Below are 26,426 nucleotides of genomic sequence, written 5' to 3'. Positions count from 1 at the left end.
CTCAGCAAATTTTAGTTTGAAATCACCGGGTGTCATAGCGCAATCAATCGACACAGATCAGTCCGGCTTGCGGCCTGGGTGCATATCGATACCAGATTGAGGCTGACAGGAGTTATGCGCTTTGACCGGCACGAACGCGAGTCAGGAGATATGCGTGAGCGAACAACCGTACAAATCCGGAGAATGGCGCAAAACTTCCACCGCGCCGACCTCGGCGTTCGGATTGTCGGCGGCCCAGCGGGGTATCTGGTTTGCCCAGCACATCGCCGGTAAGGAAACCCCCATCTCGATCGCCCACTACGTGGAGTTCGTCGGCGATGTGGATGGCGAGCTGTTGACGGTGTGCGGCCGCCGCGCGTTGCGGGAGTTCGGGTCGGGGTTTCTCCGGTTGGCCGAGATCGACGGCGTGCCGTACCAGATGATCGACGGCCCCCATGACGAGACGATGCCCCAGATCGACTTCAGAGACTACCCGAACCCGATCCGGGCGGCGCGAGACTGGATGACTCGCGAGTACACAGCACCGCTGGACATAGTGAGTGACCGGCTGGTGCATTCGGCGCTCCTGCGGGTCGGGACGGCTCATTACCTCTTGTATTCGCGGATCCACCACATCGCCCTGGACGGATATGCGGCGATGACGATGATGCAGCGGGTCGCTCAGCTGTACTCGGCTGCCAAGGCAGGTGACCCGCCCCCGCCGTGCAACGCCGATGACCTGCGCGAGATCGTGCGAGCAGATGCCGAATACCGCGACTCCGAACGATTCGCCGCCGATCGTGAGTATTGGCGCGAACATCTTGCCGACACTCCGGCACCGGTGAGCCTGTCCGGCCGAACCGCCGACGCCGACTCGCATCCCGTGCGGGTGGGAGGTGCCCTGGACGCGGAGACCGCGGCCGGCATGGAGGCCATCGCCGCATCGGCGAATTCGCAGGTCGCGCCCGTGGTTGTCGCGGCATTCGGTGCCTATCTCGCGCGGATGACCGGCGAGGATACGGTCAGCCTGAGTCTGCCGGTATCGGCGCGAACCAACGCCTCGTTGCGCCGGTCAGGCGGTATGGTCGCCAATGTCGTGCCGTTGCGGCTCGGCGTCGGTACCGATCCCACCGTCGCAATGTTGATTCTGTCAGCTCAGCATGAACTGACCGGAGCGCTGCGTCGGCAACGGTATCGCCAGGAAGACATCTTTCGGGATCTCGGTTTCACCAGCGACCGCGCCGCGTCGTTCGGACCATCGGTCAACATCATGCCCTCTGACCGGGTCATCGATTTCGGCGGCGTCGTCGGCGAACTGCACGTGCTCACCTCCGGGCTGATCGAGGACCTGTTCGTGAATCTGTACCCGGGTCGGGGTTCAGAACGCACCCACCTGGACTTTCAGGCGAACCCGAACCTGTACACCGAGGCCGAACTCGGTCGGTACTACCACCGTTTCCTCGAGTTCCTGCACGAGTTCGTCACCGTGGGTCTCGATACCCCGGTGTCGTCAGTGCCGCTGTTGTCACCCGGTGAACACGCCGCGATCGTGCCCGCCCGCGGGCCTTCGGGATCGGAGCCGGTAATCCTGCCCGACCTGCTGGCCGCAGGACCCCGGTCGAACCCGGACGGGCTGGCCGTGATCGCCGGTGACCGGCGGATGACCTACCGCGAACTCGACGAACAGTCGAACCGGCTGGCTCGAATGCTGATCGGTGCCGGTGCGGGCCCGGAAACCTCAGTCGCCGTGGCGATACCGCGATCGGCCGATTCGGTGACGGCGATCTGGGCGGTAGCCAAGACCGGTGCGGCGTTCGTTCCCATCGACCCGCGCTACCCGACCCAGCGAATCGGCCACATGATCGCCGACAGCGGCGCCCGAATCGGGCTCACGGTCACCGCGGCGCGCGAAACAGTGCCCGACGAGCTGGATTGGCTGGTGATCGACGATCCGGCCCTCGACCAGCTGTATACGACCACACCGGCGTCGTCGATCACCGATGCCGACCGGCTCGCTCCGATACATGTCGACAACAGCGCCTACCTGATCTACACGTCGGGGTCGACCGGCAAGCCCAAGGGCGTGATCGTCGGTCATCGTGGCCTGATCAATCTGGTGCACAGCGCGATCGGCGATGAACCGTTGTCCACCCGATCGCGGGTCGCCCAGGTCGCCTCACCCAGCTTCGACGCCTCGATCGAGGAGCTGCTGATAGCTTTCGTGTCGGCAGCGACTGTCGTGGTGGCAGCGCCGGAGGCCTATGCCGGGGAACAGCTCACCGCCCTCCTGCGGGAGCAGCGGGTCAATCGGCTGCACGTGACGCCGGCGGTGCTGGCAACGATCGATCCGACCGGGCTGGACGAACTCGCCCGTGTTGTCGTCGGCGGCGATGTCTGCCCGCCGGAGCTGGTTTCCAGGTGGGCGCCCCATGTTCAGATCGTCAACAGTTACGGACCCACCGAGACCACGATCTCGGCCACCTTCAGCGCGGCGATGCGTGCCGACCAGCCGATCACGATCGGCGGCCCGGCCCACGGGGTGGCCGCGATGGTGCTCGATCGCAGGCTTGCGCCCGTCCCGGTCGGGGCGGTCGGCGAGCTCTACTTGGCCGGCCCGGGTGTGGCCAGGGGCTACCAGGGACAGCCTGGCCTGACCGCGGACCATTTCGTCGCCGATCCATGCGGTTCGGGTGCCCGGATGTACCGCACCGGAGATCTGGTGCGCTGGTCCGGGCTCGACGACCGGGCAACCGGGGAATCGGCGCGGGAACTGTCGCTGGAGTATCTGGGCCGCAGTGACTTCCAGGTCAAGATCCGCGGCGTCCGGATCGAGCTCAGTGAGATCGATTCCGTGTTGACCAGCCACGATGCCGTCGACTTCGCCGTCACTGTCGGCACGCCGACACCGTCGGGCGCGACGATTCTCGTGGGCTATGTGGTGCCGAGCGCGGGCGCCGACATCGATCCCACGGCGCTACAGGCATTCGCCGCGGAACTTCTCCCGCCCACCATGGTGCCTTCGGCGATCACGGTCCTCGACGCGATACCGATGAGCCCGACCGGAAAAGTCGACCGTAAGGCTCTACCGCAGCCAGACCTCACCGCTCCTGCCGGTTCGAGCCGGGCAGCCTCCACGCCACGCGAGCACACCATCGCCCGGTTGTTCGCCGAGCTGCTCGGCGTCGCTACGGTCGGCACGGATGAGAGCTTCTTCGCGCTCGGCGGCGACAGCATCAGCTCGGTGCAACTGGTGGCGCGCGCACGGGCCTTCGGGCTCGAGTTCAGCGCTCAGGATGTCTTCGAACACAAGACCGTGGCCGGGCTTGCTGGTGCCGCCACCGACCTCGGTTCCGCGATGTCGACGCTGCCCGGCGACAGGGAACTCACCCGCACGCCGATCGCCTACGAGATGCTCGATCGCGCAGGTGGGATCACTCGCGACGCCCAGGCGCTGCTCCTGACGATCCCGCACGGAGTCGACCGATCGGTCCTCACGGCAGCCCTGCAGGCTGTCCTCGATCGCCACGACATGCTCCGCGCGATCCCACGCACGTCAGGGTCGGATTCCGGCCTCGCCGACGATTGGTTCATCGACATCCGGCCGGCAGGCGCGGTCCCGGCCGACGACCTGGTCCGGCACGTCACCGCGTCCGATGACCCCATGGCCGTGGCCGACCGCGAACTCGACCACGCCCTCGATCGGCTGGACCCAGCCGCCGGGCATCTGGTCCAGGCAGTGTGGATCGCCCCCACCGACGACCAGCAGACCGGCCTGCTGTGGCTGGTCGTGCACCAGCTCGCGATCGACGCAGCGTCCTGGCCCCTCGTCGTGGCCGACATGGCTGCCGTGTGCTCGTCGATCATGGTCGGCGAAGCTCCGGAACTCGAGGCTCCCATGATGTCGTTGCCCGCCTGGGTGCGGGCACTGTCGGCCGAGGCGCAGACCCCTCGCCGACGCGGCGAAGCAGCGCTGTGGCAGCAGGCGATAGCCACCCCCGATCCCTGCCTCGCCGCTCGGGCCGACGGACCGCGGAGCGACTCGGCCGAAACCGGTGACCTGCAGGTCATGGTCCCGGTACCGGTGACGGCAGCGCTGCTGGGGACAGTGCTCGAACGATTCCACGCCGATGTCGAGCACGCGCTGCTGGCCGCGCTGGCCATGGCGGTCACCCGCTGGCGTCATGAGCGCGGCGGCTCAGGCGACTCCCTTCGAGTCATGGTGAACGGCAGCGGCCGCAACGCCGTGGCTGGTGCCGAACTCGACCGCACGATAGGCGGTTTCGATGCCGCGTATCCAGCCGGTCTCGACCTCACCGGGATCGATCTCGACGACGCCTTCGCCGGGGGACCCAGCGCCGGCGGTGTGCTCAAGACGGTCAAGGAACAGCTGCGGCGACTCGGCGACGGCGTCGGCTATTCGATGCTGCGCTACCTCGCCGGAGAGCTCGCCGGGGTCGCTGCACCGCAGCTGAGTTTCACCTATCTGGGCAGTACCGAGGACTGGCAGCACGACGGCTGGCAGCCGGTGACCGTCACACGGGCCCGCGACCCACAGGCACGCTCGCGCCAGGAAATCGCTGTCGACGCCAGCGTGCGGCACACTGCGGCGGGGAACCAGCTGGCCGTGACCTGGTCCTATCCCGCCGCCCTGTTCAGCGATCAGGAGATCCGCGCACTGGCGCAGCTGTGGCTGTCGGCGCTGCGGGGCTTGGTCGCGGTCACCGGCTCACCGGATATCGGCGGGCATACGCCGTCGGATTTCGCGCTGGTGGCGACCACACAAACCGAGATCGACCGATGGGAACAGCAGTACCCCACCCTGTCGGATGTCTGGCCACTGTCGCCGATGCAAACGGGGATCCTCTTCCACGAGGCCTACGCCGCCGACTCCGCCGACGAATACATCGACCAATCCGTGCTGACGATCGCCGGACCGCTGGATCGAGACCGGCTGCGCGCCGCCGCGCAAACCCTGCTCGACCGCCACGACAGCCTGCGGGTCGCCTTCCAGCACACCGAGTCCGGGCCGCGGCAGCTCGTCGTCGGCGACGTCGAGATCCGCTGGCATGAGCTGGATCTCAGCGAACGGAACGCCAGCGACGACGTAGTCGAACGACTGCTCCTCGATGACCGCACACGGCGGTTCGACACAGCGGACCCGTCGTTGCTGCGGTTTCAGCTGATCCGGACCGCTGCCGACCGTCACCGACTCGTGGTGACCGGCCACCACATTCTGCTCGATGGCTGGTCGACCCCCTTGTTGGTGCGAGAACTCATCGACCTGTACATGGCAGGTGCGCACACCGCACAGCCCGCGCCCGCCCATACTTACCGTGACTACCTGGCGTGGCTGGCCGAAGGTGATGCGGCGGCGGCGATCTCGGCGTGGCAGCACGCGCTGGCCGGCATCGATTCCGCCACGAGGGTGACGACCACCGAGCACTGGAAATCGGACACTGCGGCGAGCATGGTCAGCTCGGAGCTCGGTGCCCGAGCCACGGCGGCGCTGACCACAACGATCCGCAAACACGGGATCACACTGAATACTGCCGTGCAGGCGTGCTGGGCCATGGTGGTAGCCACGCTCACCGGGCGCACAGACGTGGTATTCGGCTGCGTTGTGTCCGGGCGGCCGCCGCAGGTAGCCGGTGTGGAGCACATGCTCGGGCTGTTCATCAACACACTGCCGGTACGCATCCGACTCGACCCGGCCGAAGAATTGTCGCAGTTGCTCACGCGCATCCAGCTCGAGCAGAGTCGATTGCTCGACTATCACCATATCGGGCTCCCCGACATTCACCGCGCGGTCGATATGCCCGAGTTGTTCGATACCTTGATCGTGGTCGAGTCCTATCCGGTCGATCACTCGGTGCTGACCAAGGCGCTCGATGCCGCGGGGCTGAAGGTCCTCGCGGTGGACAGCTCCGACGCGGCGCCGTACCCGGTCAACCTGATGGTCGTTCCCGGCGAATCCCTCACGCTCGAGCTGCTGTTCCGTGACGCGGCGATCGACCACGACCAGGCCGGCGAGCTACTGGCGCAGGTCGTGCGTTACCTCGAACAGATCGCCGCCGCCCCACATTCGCGGGTGGCCACCGTGCAGCCCTGTGACTCCGCTGTTCTCCAGGAGTTGACGACTGTGGCAGGCCGGGAGGCGATCTCGGCTCGAACGCTGGCCGAGATCCTGGCCGACGCCGCGGCGCGCGACCCGGACGCGACAGCGTTGCGATACGCGGGAATCTCGGTGACCTACCGAGAGCTGGATGAGCGGTCGAACCGCCTGGCGCGGGTACTGATCGATTCGGGTGCCCGGCCGGAGTCCTGCGTCGCCCTGGCTTTGCACCGCTCGGTCGACTCGATTACCGCGGTGTGGGCGGTGGCGAAGACCGGCGCCGCCTTCTTGCCGATCGACCCGAAGCAGCCGGCCGAGCGGATCGAACTCATGCTCACCGACTCCGGCGCCGTGATCGGCGTGACCACAACCGGCATTCGTGACCATCTGCCCGCTGGGCCGCAGTGGCTCGAAATCGACGCGACATCGACGACGGAGAGAATCGCCGCCGCTTCCGACCGGCCGCTCACCGATGCGGACCGGCTGTCCGAGCTCTGCGTCGACCACCCCGCGTATCTGATCTACACCTCCGGCTCCACCGGCGTGCCGAAGGGCGTCGCCGTCACCCACCGCGGCCTGGCCAATCTGGTCCAGGCCCAACAAGAACGGCTCGACCTCACATCCTCGGCACGGGTGCTGCATTGCGCCTCACCCAGCTTCGACGCCGCGGTATTCGAGCTGTTGATGGCATTCGGATCCGCCGCCCAGCTGGTGATATCGCCACCCACCGTATTCGGCGGCGACGAACTCGCGGACCTGATCACCAACGATGAGGTCTCGCACATGGTGATCACCCCCACCGCCTTGGCGACCATGGACCCGGTCAGGCTCGACAGTGTCCGAGTCCTCGCAGTGGCCGGCGAAGAGGCCGGAGCGGAACTCATCACCCGATGGTCTCCCGGCCGGAAGATGATGAACCTCTACGGACCGACCGAGTCCACGATCTGGGCCACCGGCACCGACCCGATCACCGCAGGCGACCCCGTATCAATCGGAACAGCAGTGCGCGGCACCACAATTCAAGTTCTCGACAGCTGGCTGCGACCCGTCCCCCTCGGCGTCACCGGCGAGCTGTACCTGGCCGGCCCCAGCCTCGCCCGCGGATACATCCAACGACCAGCCCTGACCGGCACCCGATTCGTCGCCGATCCATTCGGCAACGGTGCACGAATGTACCGGACCGGCGACCTCGTCCGATGGACGACGATCGGCGAACTCGAATACGTCGGACGCGCCGATTTTCAGGTCAAGATCCGGGGCTTCCGCGTCGAGTTGGGGGAGATCGACGCCGCCCTGATCGCGATCCCGTGGATCGACTTCGCGGTGACGATCGGCTGCGAAGGACCCACCGGGGCAACGGTGTTGGTCTCCTATGTGCAGGCCGCATCGGGTGCCGAGCACAACGCCGATGACCTGACAGCGACCCTGCGCAGGTCGCTGCCCAGCTATATGGTGCCTGCCGCCATCGAATTCCTGACATCTGTTCCGCGGACACCGGTGGGCAAACTCGATCGTCGGGCGCTGCCCGCGCCGTCGTTCGACCGGGCGCGGACCCACACCCGCGAGCCTGCCACCGAGATAGAGCGGCAGCTGTGTGGGTTCTTCGCTCAAACACTCGGTATCGAGACGGTGGGCGCGGACGACTCGTTCTTCGGACTCGGCGGCGACAGCATCATGTCGATCCAGCTGGTGTCGCGCGCGAAAGCCGAGGGTCTGTATCTGTCCCCCCGTGATGTTTTCGAGAATCCCACTGCTGCCGCGCTGGCCGAGATCGTCTCCGCTCGCGGCGGCGCCCAGGGCCGCGACCTCGTCGACGAGCTGCCCGGTGGCGGGATCGGCACCGTCGCGCTGCCCCCGATCGCCCGGTGGTTGATCGAGTCCTCGAACGGAGATTTCGACCGGTTCAGCCAGACGATGATGCTCACACTGCCGGAGGGGATCGACCACCAGACGATCGCGGCGACGCTGCAGGCCGTCTTCGACCATCACGACGCCCTCCGGGCCCGGCTGGTCCACGATTCGGCCGGATGGTCCTTCCACGTGGCCCCGCCCGGGTCGGTCGCCGCATCGGCGCTGGTCCATCGCGTCGTCGTGGACGCCGATACGGACTTCGATGTCGTTGCCGCACAAGAAATGTCGGCAGCGGCGGATCGGCTCTTCCCGGAAGCCGGGCTGATGGTGCAGGCTGTCTGGTTCGACCCGACCGCCGACGCGGGTTGCGAGCCGCGCCTGTTGCTGGTCGTGCACCATCTCGTCGTGGACGGTGTCTCCTGGCGCACGCTGGTACCGGATCTCGTTGCGGCATGGGGACAGATCAGTGCCGGCGAACGGCCGTCGCTGCCACCGGTCGGCACCTCTTGGCGTCGGTGGACACACGGTTTGGTCGAGGTCGCCGCGACGCGGGCGGGTGAGCTCGATCTGTGGCGCCGTATCCTCGAGGGCCCGGATCCGCTGCTGGGAACCCGCGCGCTCGATCCCGCCGTCGACGTGGCAGCCACGGTCGAGCAGGTGCAGGTGCAGGTATCGGCGCAGATCACCGAATCGCTGCTGTCCACCATCCCGGCGACCTATCGCGCCGGGGTCCACGATCCGATGCTGGCCGCGCTGGCGCTCGCGGTGCAGCGTTGGCGCGGCAATCGCGCCGATTCGGTACTGATCGGGCTGGAGGGGCACGGCCGTGCGGAAGACGTGGTCGGCGCGGACCTCGCGCGGACCGTCGGCTGGTTCACCAGTGTGTTCCCGGTACGGTTCGATCTGTCCGGTATCGACATCGACGACGCGTTCGCGGCCGGTCCAGCCGCTGGTATGACGATCAAACGAGTCAAGGAACAGCTGCGCGCGATCCCGGACCACGGGATGGGATTCGGGCTCCTGCGGTACCTCGATCCCGCGACCGCGCCAGTCCTGCGGGAGTTCCCAGCCCCGCAGGTCAGCTTCAACTATCTGGGCCGTGTCGACGCGGCGGTCCCCCAGGGATCGTGGCTTCCGATCGCTGGGCCTGACGCGCTGGGCGCCACGCACAACGACGACATGCCGGCCAGTGCTGTTCTCGCCGTCGACGCACGCACCGAGGACAGCCCGGCGGGGCCGCGGCTGACCGCGACGCTGTCGTACCCGACCGGGCTGCTCACCAGGGCGGCGGTGCGGGAATTGGGCGAGTACTGGACGCGGGCGATGATCGCCCTCACCACGCACGCGCAGGGGCCCGCCGCCGGTGGACTGACACCGTCGGATCTGGACCTGGTTCGGGCCAGCCAGCCAGACATCGATGCCTGGGAGCGCCAGTTCCCGACCCTCACCGATGTGTGGTCGCTGACACCACTGCAAACGGGGCTGCTGTTCCACTCCCGCCTAGCCGCGCAGGGCGTCGATTTCTACACCGTGCAGATGTCTCTCGACTTGCGCGGGCAGGTGGATTCGGAGCGAATCCAGCGCGCGGGACAGGCACTGATCGATCGGCATCCGAACCTGCGCACCGCAGTCGTCGAACGTGATGACGATCCCGTCCAGATCGTGCTCGAACACGCGCCCCTGCCCTTTGCCGAGGACTTCCTCGACCGATCGGATGGGGCGGCCGCACAGCGCATGACGGAGCTGGCCAGAGCCGATCGCACCACACCGTTCGACATGGGCACGCCACCCTTGGTTCGCTTTCGATTGATCACGGTCACCGACGACCACTGCCGCTTGGTGATCACCGCCCACCATTTCGTCCTCGACGGATGGTCGATGCCGCTGCTGATTCGCGAGTTACTGACGCTCTACGCCATCGATGGGGACGGCTCGGCCTTGCCCCCGGCGCCGCCCTATCGTGAATTCCTGTCCTGGCTCGCCCGCCGCGACCACGCGGCGGCACAGCTTGCCTGGTCGAAAGCTCTTGCCGGACTGGAAGAATCGACCCTGATCGCACCGGCGGCCGACGCACACGCGCAGTCGCTCACCACGCCCCCGACCGTCACCGTGTCAGTCGAATTGCCCGCCTCTGCCACCGCGGCGATCAACGACCTGTCGCGGGAACGCGGAATCACGGTGAACACGATCGTGCAATCGGCCTGGGCGATGCTGCTGTCGATATCGACCGGCCGCCGCGATGTCGTCTTCGGGACCACCGTGTCGGGGAGACCGGGCGAGGTAACCGGGGTCGAATCGATGATCGGACTGTTCATCAACACCGTGCCGGTCCGGGTGCATCTCGATCCCGCTGAATCTTTGTCCGGGCTGCTCACACGCGTGCAGGCCCAGCATGCCGCGCTGCTGGATCACCAGCATCTCGGCCTGGCCGATATTCAGCAGGCGACCGACCTCGGCACACTCTTCGACACCATGACGGTCTTCGAGTCCTACCCGATCGAGCAGCGGGAGTTGCTGCACACCACCGACATCGCCGGGATGCGGGTGAGCGACCTGCACGCCACCGACGACACGCACTACCCGTTGATCCTGCTGGCGATCCCCGGAGAACGGCTCCGGCTCGAGGTGAAGGGCCTGACCGCGACCTTCGATCGCCCTGCGCTCGAACGGATCTCCCAACGGCTGGTCCGGGTTCTGGAAGCCTTCGCCACAACTCCCGACCTGCCGAGTGCGCGCCTCGATGTGCTGTCCGGGCCGGAGCTGGCCGAGATGACCGCCACGAAGCCGAACCGAGTCGAACCGAGAACATTGGCGTCGCTGCTGGCATCGGCCGCGCAGGCCGATCCCGACGCGATCGCACTGTCCGCGAGCGGGATCGAACTTTCCTATCGCGATCTCGACGAGCGGTCCAATCAGCTGGCCCGGCTGCTGATTCACCAGCAGATCGGTCCGGAAGACGTTGTCGCGGTGGGTATCCGGCGTTCGGTGCAATCGGTGATTGCCGTCTGGGCTATCGCCAAGGCCGGCGCGGCCTTCCTGCCGACCGATCCGACCTATCCCGCGGATCGGATCGCCCACATGGTGGCCGACTCGGGGGCCATCGTCGGGCTGACCGTCGGGTCGACGCACGCGACGCTGCCGGATTCGGTGAAGTGGTTGATCCTCGACGACCGGGCATCGGCCGATCGATCGGAGTCGATGTCGGCGGCACCGATCACCGACGAAGAGCGAGTGCGCCCGCTCCGCGTCGACCACCCCGCGTATCTGATCTACACCTCCGGCTCCACCGGCGTCCCGAAGGGCGTCGCCGTCACCCATCGTGGTCTGACGAATCTGGTCCAGGCCCAACAAGAACGGCTCGACCTCACATCCTCGGCGCGGGTGTTGCATTGCGCCTCACCCAGCTTCGACGCCGCGGTATTCGAGCTGTTGATGGCATTCGGATCCGCCGCCCAGCTGGTGATATCGCCACCCACCGTATTCGGCGGCGACGAACTCGCCGACCTGATCACCCACCATCAGATCTCACACATGGTGATCACCCCCACCGCCCTGGCGACCATGGACCCGACCGTCCTGGAATGCGTGCAAGTCCTCGCCGTAGCCGGCGAAGCAGTCGGAGCAGAACTCATCACCCGATGGTCAGCCGGCCGGAAGATGATGAACCTCTACGGACCGACCGAGTCCACGATCTGGGCCACCGGCACCGACCCGATCACCGCAGGCGACCCCGTATCAATCGGAACAGCAGTGCGCGGCACCACAATTCAAGTTCTCGACAGCTGGCTGCGACCCGTCCCCCTCGGCGTCACCGGCGAGCTGTACCTGGCCGGCCCCAGCCTCGCCCGCGGATACATCCAACGACCAGCCCTGACCGGCACCCGATTCGTCGCCGATCCATTCGGCAACGGTGCACGAATGTACCGGACCGGCGACCTCGTCCGATGGACGACGGTCGGCGAACTCGAATACGTCGGACGCTCGGACCTGCAGGTGAAGGTCCGTGGAGTCCGGATCGAACTCGGCGAGGTCGACGCCGCCCTCACCGCTCATGCCGGGGTCGATTTCGCGGTGACCATCGGCCACGAGGCCCAGCCCGGCACCACCGTGCTGGCAGCCTATGTCGTCCTCGCCGATGGTCACGCCCCTGATATGGGAGAGCTGCGCACGTTCCTGTCCACCCGGCTGCCCGTCCATATGCTGCCCGCGTCGATCACAGTGCTCGACGCGATGCCACGGACACTCACCGGAAAACTGGACCGCAGGGCACTGCCCGAACCGATACTCGTGCCGACACCGTTCCGGGCGCCGATGACGTCGATCGAGAGAAGTGTCGCCGACGCGTTCGCCCAGGTCCTGGATAGCCCCAAGGTCGGGTTGGACGATGATTTCTACCAGCTGGGCGGCAATTCCCTGCTCGCCACCCGTGTCGTGGATCAGCTTCGGCGTGAACTCGACACCGACGTGGCGGTGCTGTGGATGTTCACCGAACGCACGGTCGAACAGCTGGCGAAGCGGATCGAGACCGCGGCGGCCATTCCCGGCTTCGGTTCGGTCGATTCCGCCGACACGCCACTGGCCGTGCAGCTGCCGATCCGCACCGATGGTGACCTGCCACCGCTGTTCTGCATTCACCCGGCCTCGGGGCTGGCCTGGCCCTACGCCGGTCTGTCCCAGCTCTTGGCGCCCGGCAGACCGATCTACGGCCTGCAGTCCCCCGAGCTGACCGGCGAAGGGGACCCACCCGAGTCGATCGACGCGTACGCCGACCGATATGTGCGCGAGATCCTTTCACGCCAACCACACGGACCGTACAACGTGCTCGGATGGTCGTTCGGCGGCTTCATCGCCCATGCCGTGGCAGCACGGCTGCAACAGCTCGGTGAATCTGTTGCCCTGCTCGCGGTGCTCGACGCCGATCTCGCGGTGCGTGATGCCGAGCCGGGCGCGCCACTCACACCTGGCGAATTCGTCCACGAGTTCGGCGCGACCCTCGGCTTCGAGTCGATCCCGGCACAGATGTCGGCCACCGAGGCCGCTGCGCTGATCAACAATTCGATCGGTGGGCAGCTCGTCGAATCGATCCACATCGAGCGGCTGGCCAACTCCTACAACCGATCGGCTCGAGTGGTCGCCGGTTATCTGCCGCCCGTCTTCGACGGAAACCTGCTGTATTTCACCGCCCTTCGGGATGCCGACGACCCCGACCGGGGGGTAGACAATTGGCGGCCCTTCGTCACCGGCTTCCTGCGCAATGTCGTGGTCGATACCGACCACGACACGATGACCACCCCGCGCGTGCTTCCCGAGATCGCCGCGGTGGTCGACAGTTATCTCTCGACCGTGCCTGAGAAATCGTGACTACGACGAATCCCGAACTGTCCACGCTCGGGCAATGGTGGGTACTGACGCGTCGATTGATCGCACCCTCGTGGCGCAACGGCGAGATCGTGTTGTCGATCCTCACGCCGGTGGTGTTCACCGTCGGGTTCTATGTCCCGCTGAACTTGGTGATGACGGTCTTCGGGCACGGACTCAGTAGCTACGCGCAATTTCTCATGCCGATGATCGTGCTGCAGGCGATCGCGTTCACGTCGATCGCCGCCGCGTTCCGGGCGGCCTCCGACGCGACAGGGGGGATAAACCGCAGATTCGCCACCATGCCGATCGGCGTCGCGACGCCGCTGGCGGCACGAATGTCTGCCAATATGCTCCGCTGTGGCGTCGCGTTGATCTCCGCGATCGTGTGCGGATATGTGATCGGGTTCCGCTTCGACCGCGGTCCTGTTTCGGCGATCGGTTTCTGTCTGTTCGCGATGCTCGTCGGTGCGGCGCTATCGCTCGGCGCCGATGTGCTCGGGACGATCTCGAAGAGTCCGGAAGCCACCACGCAGGCGCTCACGCTCCCGCAATTGATTCTCGGCATGCTTTCGGTCGGGTTCGCACCGGCACAACAATTCCCGCAGTGGATTCAGCCTTTCGTGCGAAATCAGCCGGTCTCGCAGTTCGCGTCCGCGCTGCGCGTTCTTGCCGGCGATACCACCGCCGGTGTCGCCGCGGTCACGTGGTCGGTGATGGGTCCACCGCTGGCCTGGGCTGTCGGATTGATCGTGGTCTTCGTGCCGCTGGCGACGTTTCTGACAGCGAGAAGGCAGTGATGGCGTCACTGAGTATCGAGTCCGAGCCCGCACTGACATCGAAGCGGCGATTTCCGTCACCGTCCCCCTCGCGGTGGCGGCGGGAGAACTCGATCCACGCGCTGCTCGTGCAGACCCTCGTCCAAACTCGGCAGTTGTTGTTGCGCTGGTCCCGCGATCCGATCATGGTCCTGCAGGCGCTGGTCTTCCCGGCGTTGCTCCTCGTGATTCTGAATACCGTCCTCGGCCGGCAGATCTCGGCCTTCGCGGGACACGATGCCCTCTACGGTTCGGTGCCGATGGTGACACTTGTCGCGGCGATGTCAGGGGCCACCGCCGGTGCTGTCGCGCTCGGACGTGATCGTGACCATGGCTGGCTGGCTCGGCTCTGGGTCCTGCCGGTCCATCGCGCATCGGGGTTGACAGCGCGGATCGCGGCGGAAATCGTGCGGATCGCGGTCACCACACTCGTGATCGTGTGCACGGGTTTCGCGCTCGGATTCCGCTTCCAGCAAGGTATTCCCGCCGCGGCGGCGTGGCTGCTGGTACCGGTGCTGTTCGGCACCGCCTACGCCACATTCGTGACCGCTGTCGCGGTACACACCGCCGAAACCACCCTGGTCGAGGGCGTGACCCTGATCAGTTCGCTGCTGATGTTCTTCTGCACGGGATTCGTACCGCTGGCCGCGTATCCGCCGTGGGCTCAACCGCTGGTCGAGCACCAGCCGATGACCTATGCGATCGAGACGATGCGCGGTTTGGCCCTCGGTGGTGCGGTGCGGGGGCCGCTGACCGGAATCGTCCTGTGGACGGTGGGTGCGATCGCTGTGTTCGCCATCCCCGCCGTCCGTGGCTATCGACGCGCGTCCCGGCGCTGATCGGTGATCACCCCAGAAATCGACGCGGTCGCCGCAACTTCTCCATCGAGTGTGTTGCGACGACCGTTCGACCCCAGTGCGCTGGTTCAGTCTTCGTAGGCATCCAGCGGCGGGCACGAACACACCAGATTGCGGTCACCGAACGCACCGTCGATGCGCCGCACCGACGGCCACACCTTCGGGCGGGCATGACCGATTCCGCGCGGATACACCGCCGTCTCACGGCTGTACGGGTGATTCCACTCAGCGACCAGGCTGGCCGCGGTGTGCGGTGCGCCGCGCAGCGGGTTGTCGGTCACCGGCCATACCCCGGCGGCGACCTGGTCGATCTCGCCACGGATGGCGATCATGGCGGCGATGAACTCGTCGATCTCCTCGAGGTTCTCGCTCTCGGTGGGTTCCACCATCAAGGTTCCCGCGACGGGGAAACTCATGGTCGGCGCGTGGAAACCGTAGTCGGCCAGCCGCTTTGCCACGTCGTCGACGGTGACGCCGGTCTGCTTGGTGATCTCGCGCAGATCCAGGATGCACTCGTGGGCGACCATGCCGTTCTCGCCGGTGTAGAGCACCGGGAAGTAGGCGTCGAGGCGGCGGGCGATGTAGTTGGCCGACGCGATCGCGGTCAGGGTCGCCGCGCGCAGGCCCTCGGCGCCCATCATCCGGATGTAGGCCCAGGTGATCGGCAGGATCGAGGCGGAGCCGTAGTTCGCCGCCGATACCGCGTGCGAACCGGCTTCGAGCGGGTCACCGGGCAGGTACTGCGCCAGGTGCGCGCCGACGGCGACCGGGCCGACGCCGGGACCGCCGCCACCGTGCGGGATACAGAAGGTCTTGTGCAGGTTCAGGTGGCTCACATCGCCGCCGAACCGGCCCGGACGGGCAAGGCCGACAAGGGCATTGAGGTTCGCGCCGTCGACGTACACCTGGCCGCCCGCGTCGTGCACGAGGGCGCACAGCTCGGCGACCTCGTGCTCGTAGACGCCGTGGGTGGACGGGTAGGTGATCATGATGCAGGCCAGCCGGTCGGCGTGGTCGGCGATCTTGGCGCGCAGGTCGTCGAGGTCGACGTCACCGTTCGCGCGGCACTTCACCATCTCGACGCGCATGCCGACCATGGCCGCCGAAGCCGCGTTGGTGCCGTGCGCGCTGGAGGGGATCAGGCAGGTATCGCGGTGGTCGTCGCCGCGATCGAGGTGGTAGCGGCGGATCGCGAGCAGGCCCGCGTACTCGCCCTGGCTACCGGCATTGGGCTGCAGGCTCACCGCGTCGTAGCCGGTGATCTCGGCCAGCCACTGCTCGAGGTCGGCGATCAGCTGACGGATACCCGGGGTGTCCTCGGTGGGTGCGAAGGGGTGCAAGCGCGCGAAACCGGGCCAGGTGATCGGCTCCATCTCCGCGGTCGCGTTGAGCTTCATCGTGCACGAACCGAGCGGAATCATGCTGCGGTCCAAGGCGATGTCCTTGTCCGAGAGCGCGCGCAGGTAGCGCAGCATGGCCGTCTCGGTGTGGTGGCGGGTGAACGCCGGGTGGGTCAGGTAGTCCGAGGTCCGCGTCTCGACCGCGGCGAGCTCGGTGCCCGTGCCCGCGTCGGGAGTCAGTGCGGTGCCGAAGGATTCGACGACGGCGACGACGTGCGCGTCGGTGGTGGCCTCGTCGCAGGCGATCGCGACATGGTCCGCGTCGACCAGGCGCAGGTTGATGCCCTTCGACTTCGCCTTGGCGACAACGGCTTCCGCACCGCCGGGCACGTGGGCGAGCACGGTGTCGAAGAAGGCGCCGTGCACGAGGGCCCCGCCGAGACCGGCCGCGACGGCGGCGGCATGCTCGTGCACCCGGCGCGCGATGGCACGCAGTCCATTGGCACCGTGGTAGCTCGCGTACATCGCGGCGACAATGGCCAGCAGCACCTGGGCGGTACAGATGTTGGAGGTGGCCTTCTCCCGGCGGATGTGCTGCTCACGGGTCTGCAGTGCCAGGCGGTACGCGGGCGCGCCGTCGGCGTCGACGGACACGCCGACCAGGCGGCCGGGCAACTGGCGGGCGAAGGCGGTGCGCACGGCCAGGTAGCCGGCGTGCGGTCCGCCGAAGCCCATCGGCACGCCGAAGCGCTGCGTGGTGCCGAAGCACACGTCGGCGCCCTGTTCACCGGGCGGCGTGCTCAGCGTCATCGCGAGCAGATCGGCGCCGGCGGCGACCAGCGCGCCCCGCTCGTGGGCGGCGGCGAACAGCGAGGTCCAGTCGACGATGCGGCCCGACGCACCCGGGGTCTGCACGATCACACCGAAGAACTCGCCCGCAGGCAGCTCCCCGGTCGACAGGTCGGCCTCGACGAGCTCGATGCCGAGCGGCTCGGCCCTGGTGCCGATGATGGTCTTGGTCTGCGGGAACAGATCGGCGTCGATGAGCAGCCGGTTCGACTTGGACTTGCCCGCGCGGCGCAGCAGCGTCATCGCCTCGGCCGCGGCGGTGGCCTCGTCGAGCATGGAGGCGTTCGCGACGTCCATGCCGGTCAGATCCGACACCATGGTCTGGAAGTTGAGCAGCGCCTCGAGCCTGCCCTGGCTGATCTCGGGCTGGTACGGGGTGTAGGCGGTGTACCAGGCGGGGTTCTCGAGCAGATTGCGCACCAGCACCGGCGGGGTGAGGGTGTCGTAGTAGCCGAGGCCGATCATCGAGGTGGCGACGGTGTTCGCCTGCGCCAGCGCGGCCAGTTCTTCGAGCACCTCGTGCTCGGAGGCGGGCGCGGGCAGTGCGCCGAGGCCGGACTCGTCGAGGATCGTGGCGGGCAACGCCGTGGTCGCGAGTGCGTCGATGGACTCGACGCCGATGGTCGCGAGGATCCGGGCGAGTTCACCGGAATCGGGTCCGATGTGGCGGTCGGCGAACGAACGGGTCACGGGCAGCTCCAGGTCGGGCGGGTCGACCTCGTGGTCGACGGGTACCAGCCCTCCCCCTCTGTCTGTGCGCCTGAGAGATTCGGAAACCCGGCCCCGAAAATCGGTGACCGTGCCCCTTTCCCCGTGGGCGGGCAGCCGGATGCCACCGCTTTCCAGAGGCGTCGAATCACCGTGCGGTCCCTGTTGCCTGAGAGATTGACGGGGAGGTGCTGCTCCTTCGGCGCCCCGATTCTTGCGAACCGAGGACTCTCCCGCACGGCGGCGACGCCCATCCAGTCTAATGGCAGACAAACCCCCGCAGCACCACCGCGACCCCGCTCAGGGTGTAGCGCTCGTCACCCACGCTCACTACAGGCTGGTTGGGTCGCCGAACACGGCTCCGCTGTCGTCGACTGCGGGTGTTCTGGTTTGCACATAGGTGTATTGGCGGATGGTGACCGGGCCCGCGCAGTTGTCGACTTTGATGTGGAAGTCGCGGGTCACGATCCGCACGGTCTCGCCCGGGATGAGCGGCTTGCCCTCCCCGATATCGATGTTGGTGATGTCGCCGGGTTCCAGTTCCAATTCCAGGTACGGACCCGGGTCCAACAGGATGGCAGGCAGGATGCCGTTGAACTCCTGCACCTGTGCCGATTCGAACTCCTGTGATTGCCCGGACTCCTGCGTCTGGGACCGCCCCGTCTCGCCGGAACTCGACCGCTGGACGGTCTCCGACTGCGCCTGCTCCGTCGCCTGCCGCTGCGCCTGCTCCGTCGCGTAGTTCTGCTGCGGCCCCTCGAGCCCGAATTCCGTGGTGGGATCGATGCCGGGGATCAAGACACCGATCCTGGCCGCACAGCCGACGGAGTATCCGGTCCTGAGCACGCCCTCGGCCTGCCCGTCGAGCCGTCCGTACGCGACAGTGGAGACCAACGCTTCACGGCTGGTGGGGACGCTGTTCAACGGCGCGATTCGATTGATGACTTCGTCGTGTGTGCCGACGGTGAAACTGCCCATATCCGACTCGAAAGTCTTCTCGTGCGGTGGCAGATTGACGCTATCGGCATATGCGGTCGGCTGCGACAGAATGGCCAGCGCTGAGGCGATGTAACTCACTCTCCAGATGATTCGCAACATGACCCGGACACTAGCGAATCCGACAGCCGCTTCCCCTGCGTCGCGCGGGCGCGTGTCCCGACCGATGCGGCTTCTTATTCCCCCGTTCATCCGCCACGTCATTTACCCTGTCTTGCGGTTCTCCCGAACCTTGCGGCGGAAGGACAGTTCGTCCTCGGGCCGGTCGGTGATCGCGGTGGCCCGCTCGGCGGGGAAATCCGCGATCGCGCCGGTCAGTTCCCGCATCGCGCCACCCACGGCGATACCGAAGACACCCTGGCCGCCCTGCAGTAAATCGACGACTTCCTCGGGCGAGGTGCACTCGTACACCGAGGTTCCGTCGGAGAACAGGGTGATCCCCGCGAGATCGCCGACGCCACGGCTACGCAGGTGATCGACGGCGATCCGGATGTTCTGTAAAGAGATGCCCGCGTCCAGTAGCCGCTTCACGATCTTGAGGACCAGGATGTCCTTGAACGAGTACAGCCGCTGACTGCCCGACCCCGCCGCACCACGGATCGATGGCACGACCAGCCCGGTACGGGCCCAATAATCGAGCTGACGGTAGGTGATACCGGCGACCTGACAGGCGCTCGGCACCCGGTAACCGACCAGATCATCCGGAACCGAGTCGTCCGGGAACAAGCCAGGCTGTACGACATCCTGCGTTTGTTCTTCCACTGATCGCTCCTTCTGCCGACGTTCTCGGGTCGGAGTCACGACGGATGTTGCCCGACTTTCGAGGTTACTCCTGCCATTGTCGGACCTGCGGTGCAGTCACACCAAGCACCAAACGCCGCGATTCCCTGGACCTCTACTTCAGGCTGAGTCTTTTGCGGCTGGCGCCGCGGGTTCTCGGCCTGGAAGCCTCGATCTTCCCTCCCTACGGGCACTCCTTCGTCGCACCCTTCGGTCAGTCCAGATCAAGGCGGCCGAGAACCGTCGATCTCAACTGTCGGTCGCCTTGAAGTCGTCGGGCGAAACCGACTCCAGGAACTCCTTGAACTTCTCCACCTCGTCCTCCCGTTCGTCGGGCATCACCAGTCCCGCCTCCGCGAGGACCGGCTCCTCGGCGTAGATCGGGCACCCCACACGCAAAGCGATCGCCACCGAGTCCGAGGGTCGAGCCGAGACCCGCAGGTCGCCGTCGAAGACCAGGTCGGCGTAGAAGGTGCCCTCCTGCAGATCCACGATCCGCACTTCCTTGAGTGTGTGTCCCAGCTCCGTGATCAGAATCTTGATCAGATCGTGCGTGAGCGGACGGATCGGCGTGACCCCCTCCTGCTCGAGCACGATCGCGGTTGCCTCGGCCTGCCCGATCCAGATCGGCAGATACCGCTCCCCCGACGCTTCCCGCAGCAGCAGCACGGGCTGATTCTGTGGCTGCTCGACACGGATGCCGATAACACGCATCTCGCTCATGCCTCCACCTCGCTGACGCTCGGCTCCGCCATGACCGAGTGCTCGGCTGTGTCCACCGATCGCTCGCTACGCTCGCTCATGCCTCCACCTCGCTGACGCTCGGCTCCGCCATGACCGAGTGCTCGGCTGTGTCCACCGATCGCTCGCTACGCTCGCTCATGAGTAAGTCCTGCCTCCCATACTCGGCCGCCGGCCGGCACGACAGCTGCACAGCTCGCCGTATCACTGAGTCTAGGCGAATTCTGGGGCGTGTAACGGAGACGTTCGAGCCGAAATCGGTGTGTAGCCGGGGCGATACCTGGTCACCCGGCCGGGTGTGTCAGCCGCCGAGGGCCGTGCGCACCGCGGCTTTCACCAGTGCGGCGTGCAGGTTCAGCGATAGTGCCGCGAGTTCGCGGACGGTCTCTTCCGCGCGTGCGCGCGCGTCGGCATCGCGGCTCTTCGCGATGGGAGCGGCGATCTGCGCGATCAGCGCTGCCTCGCGGTCCGCGGCCAGTTTGAAGGCGCGCAGATGACGTGCCTCCAGGCCGAATTCGGCCATCGCCTTCGCCGCATGTGCGAGCGTCACCGCATCGGACTCGAAGAATCCGCCGGCGCCGGGGACGATGAGTCCCGCGCGCAGCAGATCGTCGAGGAAACCGTCGTCGATATCAGCCTTGGCGAGCAGGTCGGTCCTGGTGAGCCGCACGCCGACGTCGACGCGCAGTTCCTCTGGCCTGATCCCGCCGGGAACGATACCGAGGCGGCGCGGCGCGGCCGGGCTCGCCGCCTCGCCGTCGGCGTCCGCGGAGCCGGACACACCGTGCCCGGCCTCCGCTGACCCGTGGTGGGAGTGCGCACGGGCGCGCGCTTCACGCACGCCCATCGTCGCCGCACCACTGTCGATCGCTTCCAACTGCTCCTTGATCACCTTCAACGGCAGGTACTGATCGCGTTGGGCGGTCAGTACGAAGCGCAGCCGTTCGTAGTCGGAAACCGAGAACCGCCGGTATCCCGACGGTGTCCGTTCCGGCCGGATCAGGCCCTCGGATTCGAGGAACCGGATCTTGGAGATGGTGATATCAGGAAAATCTGGTCGCAGCAGGTCGAGCACGGAGCCGATCGACATCCCTCCGCGCGCCCACTGCGCCGCCCCTGTCACAGCACTGTGCCCTTCGCGGGCACCAGTACCGTTGGGGTCACCGCGACCCCGCGCCCGACGCCGACTCGTTCGCCTGCGCGCGCGGACCGGTCAGGAAGACCAGCCGGAACTTGCCGATCTGGACCTCGTCGCCGTTCTGCAGCTCCGAGGAGTCCACCGGCTCCCGGTTGACGTAGGTGCCGTTGAGGCTGCCCACATCGACGACCTGGAACGAGTCGTCGTCCTGACGGAACTCGGCATGCCGACGGCTGACTGTGACGTCATCGAGAAAGATGTCACTGTCGGGATGGCGGCCGGCCGAGGTGGTCGGCTGATCCAGCAGGAAACGCGAGCCCGCGTTCGGGCCACGCTTGACCACCAGGAGGGCCGCGCCGGCCGGCAGGCCCTCGACGCCCTGAACCGGCTGTTCGCCGGTCGGCTCTGCGGAGCGCGACGCGTCGACCTCGTTGAGGAAGTCCGCGCGGAAGACCGACGTCGTCTCGGCCGCGGTTTCCCCGTAACCCGGGTCCCTGTTCTCGCTCACCGTTTCTCTCCTCCTCGAACCTGATTATCCATGCAAGCAGGTGCTGTATTCGGCGACACGACCGGCGCGATCACATCGCCAGGAAAAGATCCCGGCGTCGATTCCCCGACGTATCCGCTTGGCTTTGACCGTACCCTGCCGGGGCGTGCCCGTGCAGGGAGAACTGTGAAGGCTGAGTCAGCCCCCGATAACTCCTTGGTAACCCGCTGCATCCAGCAGTTCACCGAGGGCGGAATCGAGGGTTGCCTCGTCGTCGAACGCGAGCTCGAACAGCCATCCCTCGTTGTAGGGATCTTCGTTGAGCGTCTCCGGCGTCTGGACCAGATCCTCGTTCACCGCAACGACTTTGCCGGTGAGCGGAGCGTAGATGTCGGACACGCTCTTCGTCGACTCGACCTCGGCGATGCTGTCGCCGACGGTCACGTCTTTGTCGACGTCGGGCAGCTGAACGAACACGACGTCACCCAGCTGTGACTGGGCGTAATCGGTGATGCCGACACGGACCGCCGTGGGGCTGGTCCGCCGCACCCATTCGTGCTCTTCGGTGTAGCGCAGTTCCTCAGGGGTCCGGGTCACAGGACGTCCTTTCCTCGTCGACGTTGCACGCAACAGTATCGACTAGCTCCCGCGGTGCGGCACAGGCGGTATCGATCGCGCGACCGCGACCGCCAGCCCCGCGTAGAGCACCCCGGTCCAGACGTAGAGTGCCGTACCCCAGATCAGCAGTGCCCAGCCGAAGGCCCCCCCGAAACTCGCCCCCGCCCAGTCCATCTCCCCGGTGAGGATCCACGGTAGCGCCGACATCAGCGCGAAGGTGGCCGCTTTCCCCAGGTAGATCACCTCCGGCGCGGGCAGGTCGCGCCGCTTGTACACCGAAAGGGTCGCGGTGAGTACCAGATCGCGTGCGATCAAGATCACCGCGAGCCACCAGGGCAGCAGGCCGCGCACGACGAAGGCAACCAGGGTCGTCACCAGGTAGAGCCGGTCGACGAGCGGGTCGAGCAATGCGCCCAGACGCGAGGACTGATCGAGGAGCCTGGCGAGTTTGCCGTCGAGGAAATCGGTGAAACCACTGGCGATCAGCAGCGCGAACGCCCAGCCGTCGGCCTGGCGGACCAGCAGCAGCCACAGGAAGACGGGAATGCCGATCAGCCGCAAAACGCTCAGCGCGTTCGGCACGGTCAGGATACGGTCGCTGAACACGCCACCGGATTCGGTGTCGTGCGTGCCCGGCGTTCCTGATTCGGTTGCCACGCCCCTGCTTACCGCACCGACCCCGTCCGGCGCCATCCGGCCACGCCGAAACGCCGACAACTGGCGCTGTGTGTCGAGCGTGGCGCTGCCCGCCACGCGGCGACCGGCTAACCTGGGCAGTCGTGTCCGACAGTGGTATTGATCTGCGCTCCTACGTCTCCGCCGAGGACGCCCGCGAACGTGGCCGGGCTGCCAGGCAGCGGGTGCCTGTCAGCGAACGTGACCGTGCCGCGGAGAGTCCCGGGCGGCCGACGGTGCGCGAGTTCATCGATATCAGCAACCGTGGCCGCATCGAGCGCCTGATTCCGCTGCGGATCGGCCGGATGATCGCCTCACCGTTCACCTTCTTCCGTGGCGCCGCGGGCCTGATGGCGGCCGACCTCGCCGCCGGGCCGGACAGCGGCCTGGCCGCGCAGATCTGTGGCGACGCCCATGCCGCCAACTTCGGCCTCTACGGCACCCAGCGTGGCGAAATCGTGATGGATATCAACGATTTCGACGAGACGGTCATGGGCCCGTGGGAGTGGGATCTGGAACGTCTGGCGGCAAGCCTGGTGCTGGCCGGGCGAGAAGGCGGCGTCGACGCCGGCAATTGCCTGCGCGCGGCACGCGATGCCGCCCGCTCCTACCGGCGCACTGTCGACGAATTGGCCGACATGCCGTTCATGCAGTCGTGGACCGCGTTGCCCGACGAGTCGATTCTCGCCAGCGCCAAGGCCGATGACCTGCTCGACGACTTCAAGAAGGCCGCGAAGAAGGCCCGCAAGAACACCAGCGCCAAAGTGGTGGCGAAGTGGACCGAGCACCTCGACGATCACGAGACCGATATCCGCAAGCACCGTTTCGTCAGCGACCCGCCCGTGCTGACGCCCGTCGACGCGCCGGTGTCGGACGCGGTGATCGACGGTCTGGAACGCTACGCGAGCACCATCCGGGAGTCCCGGCGCAATCTGCTGGCCCGTTTCGCGGTCTCCGATGTCGCGTTCCGCATCGTCGGCACCGGCAGCGTCGGACTGCACAGCTATGTGGCGCTGTTGCACGGCAACGACGGCGAGGCGGTGGTGCTGCAGGTCAAGCAGGCGCGGCCGTCCGCGCTCACCCCGTTCCTGCCCCCGGCCGCGCCCCGGCACGAGGGCGAGCGGATCGTGGTCGGCGCGCGGACCGTGCAGTCCGAGACCGATATCCTGCTCGGCTGGACGACCATCGAACTCGACGAATCGCTGCCGTTCATCGTGCGCCAGTTCCGCAATCTCAAGGGCAGTATCGACCCGGCGACGCTGTCCGCCGACAATCTCGACGACTACGGTCGACTCGCCGGTGCGCTGCTGGCCCGCGCGCATGCCCGCTCGCTGGACCCGCGCGCACTGGCCGGCTATCTGGAAACCGATAACGACGGTGACGACCGGTTCGAGGAATCGGTGGCCGGCTTCGCGGTGCGCTACGCCGACCGCACCGAGGCCGATCACGCCGAACTCGTCGCCGCCGTGGCCGCCGGCACGTTCGACGCCGAACAGGATTGACCCAGCTACGATGTACGCCAACGGTTCTCGGCACAGTTCGCGTGTGCCGGGCACCGCGCCAACGACCAACGAAGGGCGGTCTCCATGCTCGTGCGCGTGCAGAATGCGGCAGGCAGCGATGCCGAGGCGGCACTGATCGACTGGTTGCGAACATGGAAGGACCCGGCGAGCCCGCACGGCGTCGTCACGATCAACTGCAGCCTGTTCCACCGGGATCGGCTGCACCAGTTCGACGCGGTGGTCTGGACCCCCACCAGTTGCGTGGTCGTCGAGGCGGAGACGTTCACCGCGCCGCAGGACGGCGTGCTGGAGATCCCGCTCAACGGCCCGTGGATGGTCTCCGGGGAGCTCGCCCAGTTCGCGGGTTCGGAGAAGTCGACGCCGCTGGAGCGGTCGCGTGATCACACCTTCGCCCTGCAGGACTATCTCGCCGCCCGCGGGCTCGGCCAGCGCGCGGTGCACGGCCTCGGCCTGATCGTGCCGATGCGCGGCGCCCAGATCGACGTGCACCAGGGGTGGAGCGACCCGAGCTTCGATGTGATCGTCACCGACGACCCGCACCGGCTCGAGATGTACTTCGACATGCTGGCCGAGAAGGAACACAATCTCTGGACGGCCAACGACGTCGCCATCGCGTTCCGCGGCCTCGGCATTCTGCCGTCCCTGCCCGCACCACAGGACCTGCTCAACGAGGGCTTCCTCGGTCCGATCGACGTGACGCTGTGGCACGGCGGGCCCACCCAGGCGGCCGCGGAGACCTATGCCGAGGAGCAGGCCGAGCTCGAGCGCCAAGCGCAGTCCCGGGGCATGGTCGCGCCGTGGTACAGCCCGTGGAAGCTGTATCCGCGGGTCGGCGGCGATCTCGATTTCGGCCGGGCGTTCCTGCGGATCACCCTCGCCCTCGGCATGATCGTGGCCGTCGTGTGGGTCCTGTGGTTCCTGGTCACGGCGGTGCTCACCTACGGTCCGGCTTGAGCGGGACCGGGCGGCGGCTATTGTCGCGTCCGTGATCGACCGTGTTCGCAGTGCCACCGTTGCCCGGGTGACGGCGATCGGCGCCGGTGCGGCACTGACCGCGGCGATTCCGTTGACGTTCCCCACGCACGGCGGTGCGAGCGAGCTCGACTCCATGCTGTCCGAGGACACCGTCTCCCCCGGCCTCGCGCAGGTGCTCGTCGCTGCGAGCAACGCGCCGGTGGTAGTAGCGCTGCTCGTGGCCGCGTGTGCCTGGTTCGCGCTACGGCGGCAGTGGTGGCAGGCCGTGACCATGCTGGTGGTTCCCGAGATCGCGTTGGCGGTCAACACCTGGTTGCTCAAACCGCTGTGGGATCGCCGGCTGGACGACCATCTCGCCTACCCGAGCGGACACACCGTCCATATGGTCGCTGTCGCAACGACTTTCGCGTGCCTGGTGACCGACCGCCGGGCCCGGATCGTGGTCGCGGCGCTGACCGCGCTGGCACTGGTCGCGATCACCCCCGGCATGGCCGAATTGGGATACCACCACCCCACCGACATTCTCGGTGGGGCAGCGGCGGCAGCCGCGATGGCGATCGGGCTGTGCTGGCTCTCCGATGCGCTCCGTGCCCGAAACCGCACCTAGCCCGCCTCCGGACG

14 protein-coding genes and 1 riboswitch are annotated in these 26,426 nt (G+C 66.9%); of the genes, 6 read left to right on the top strand and 8 right to left on the bottom strand.

The genetic code is table 11. From position 1 onward, the window contains the following. Positions 1-154: 154 nt before the first annotated feature. Genes ACTWPB_RS20430 through ACTWPB_RS20420 form a run of 3 tightly spaced genes read left to right on the top strand, consistent with a single transcriptional unit; the run spans position 155 to position 14,957 of the window. Positions 155-13,303 (top strand): amino acid adenylation domain-containing protein, encoded by a 13,149-nt coding sequence (locus tag ACTWPB_RS20430; RefSeq protein WP_446222186.1) that lies wholly within the window; start codon positions 155-157, stop codon positions 13,301-13,303. Further along, positions 13,300-14,100 (top strand): ABC transporter permease, encoded by an 801-nt coding sequence (locus tag ACTWPB_RS20425; RefSeq protein ID WP_446222185.1) that lies wholly within the window; start codon positions 13,300-13,302, stop codon positions 14,098-14,100. Before ACTWPB_RS20430 ends, ACTWPB_RS20425 begins: the two co-directional genes overlap by 4 nt. Beyond that, positions 14,100-14,957, top strand: a complete 858-nt coding sequence (locus ACTWPB_RS20420) for an ABC transporter permease (protein ID WP_446222184.1) — start codon at positions 14,100-14,102, stop codon at positions 14,955-14,957. Before ACTWPB_RS20425 ends, ACTWPB_RS20420 begins: the two co-directional genes overlap by 1 nt. Positions 14,958-15,043: 86 nt before the next feature. On the opposite strand, the gene gcvP is transcribed toward ACTWPB_RS20420, so the two are convergent. From gcvP to ACTWPB_RS20380, 8 genes are all read right to left on the bottom strand, one after another. After that, entirely contained in the window at positions 15,044-17,854 is a 2,811-nt protein-coding gene (gene gcvP, locus ACTWPB_RS20415) for an aminomethyl-transferring glycine dehydrogenase (RefSeq protein ID WP_446222183.1), read from the bottom strand. A gap of 164 nt (positions 17,855-18,018) precedes the next feature. Beyond that, positions 18,019-18,118: riboswitch (glycine riboswitch) on the bottom strand. A gap of 84 nt (positions 18,119-18,202) precedes the next feature. Continuing rightward, positions 18,203-18,949 (bottom strand): MspA family porin, encoded by a 747-nt coding sequence (locus ACTWPB_RS20410; protein ID WP_446222182.1) that lies wholly within the window; start codon positions 18,947-18,949, stop codon positions 18,203-18,205. Between the two features lie 123 nt (positions 18,950-19,072). Then, positions 19,073-19,630: a MerR family transcriptional regulator gene (locus ACTWPB_RS20405; protein ID WP_131816826.1), complete on the bottom strand. Its 558-nt coding sequence runs from the start codon at positions 19,628-19,630 to the stop codon at positions 19,073-19,075. A gap of 267 nt (positions 19,631-19,897) precedes the next feature. After that, complete coding sequence (locus ACTWPB_RS20400) at positions 19,898-20,371, bottom strand: bifunctional nuclease family protein (RefSeq protein ID WP_067446263.1); 474 nt, start codon at positions 20,369-20,371, stop codon at positions 19,898-19,900. Positions 20,372-20,690: 319 nt separating this feature from the next. Next, positions 20,691-21,479 carry a transcriptional regulator FtsR gene (gene ftsR, locus ACTWPB_RS20395; protein ID WP_446222181.1) on the bottom strand — a complete coding sequence of 263 codons (789 nt, stop codon included), beginning with the start codon at positions 21,477-21,479 and terminating at the stop codon, positions 20,691-20,693. Positions 21,480-21,549: 70 nt separating this feature from the next. After that, on the bottom strand, positions 21,550-22,035 hold the full coding sequence (gene odhI / locus ACTWPB_RS20390; RefSeq protein WP_056817657.1) for an oxoglutarate dehydrogenase inhibitor Odhl: 486 nt from the start codon (positions 22,033-22,035) through the stop codon (positions 21,550-21,552). A 177-nt stretch (positions 22,036-22,212) separates the two neighbouring features. Then, positions 22,213-22,611, bottom strand: a complete 399-nt coding sequence (gene gcvH, locus ACTWPB_RS20385; RefSeq protein ID WP_379219366.1) for a glycine cleavage system protein GcvH — start codon at positions 22,609-22,611, stop codon at positions 22,213-22,215. A gap of 42 nt (positions 22,612-22,653) precedes the next feature. Further along, positions 22,654-23,289, bottom strand: a complete 636-nt coding sequence (locus ACTWPB_RS20380; RefSeq protein WP_446222180.1) for a CDP-alcohol phosphatidyltransferase family protein — start codon at positions 23,287-23,289, stop codon at positions 22,654-22,656. A 122-nt stretch (positions 23,290-23,411) separates the two neighbouring features. Here ACTWPB_RS20380 and ACTWPB_RS20375 point away from each other — a divergent pair, with 122 nt between their 5' ends. From ACTWPB_RS20375 to ACTWPB_RS20365, 3 genes are all read left to right on the top strand, one after another. Further along, positions 23,412-24,809 (top strand): DUF2252 domain-containing protein, encoded by a 1,398-nt coding sequence (locus ACTWPB_RS20375; RefSeq protein ID WP_446222179.1) that lies wholly within the window; start codon positions 23,412-23,414, stop codon positions 24,807-24,809. A gap of 96 nt (positions 24,810-24,905) precedes the next feature. After that, positions 24,906-25,784 carry a nuclease-related domain-containing protein gene (locus ACTWPB_RS20370; RefSeq protein WP_446222178.1) on the top strand — a complete coding sequence of 293 codons (879 nt, stop codon included), beginning with the start codon at positions 24,906-24,908 and terminating at the stop codon, positions 25,782-25,784. Between the two features lie 31 nt (positions 25,785-25,815). Beyond that, complete coding sequence (locus ACTWPB_RS20365) at positions 25,816-26,412, top strand: phosphatase PAP2 family protein (protein ID WP_446222177.1); 597 nt, start codon at positions 25,816-25,818, stop codon at positions 26,410-26,412. The last annotated feature ends 14 nt before the right edge of the window (positions 26,413-26,426 follow it).

Source organism: Nocardia sp. IBHARD005 (genome assembly GCF_052814245.1).
Note: the sequence above shows the minus strand (reverse complement) of the source record. Positions and strands in the feature narration are given on the sequence as shown.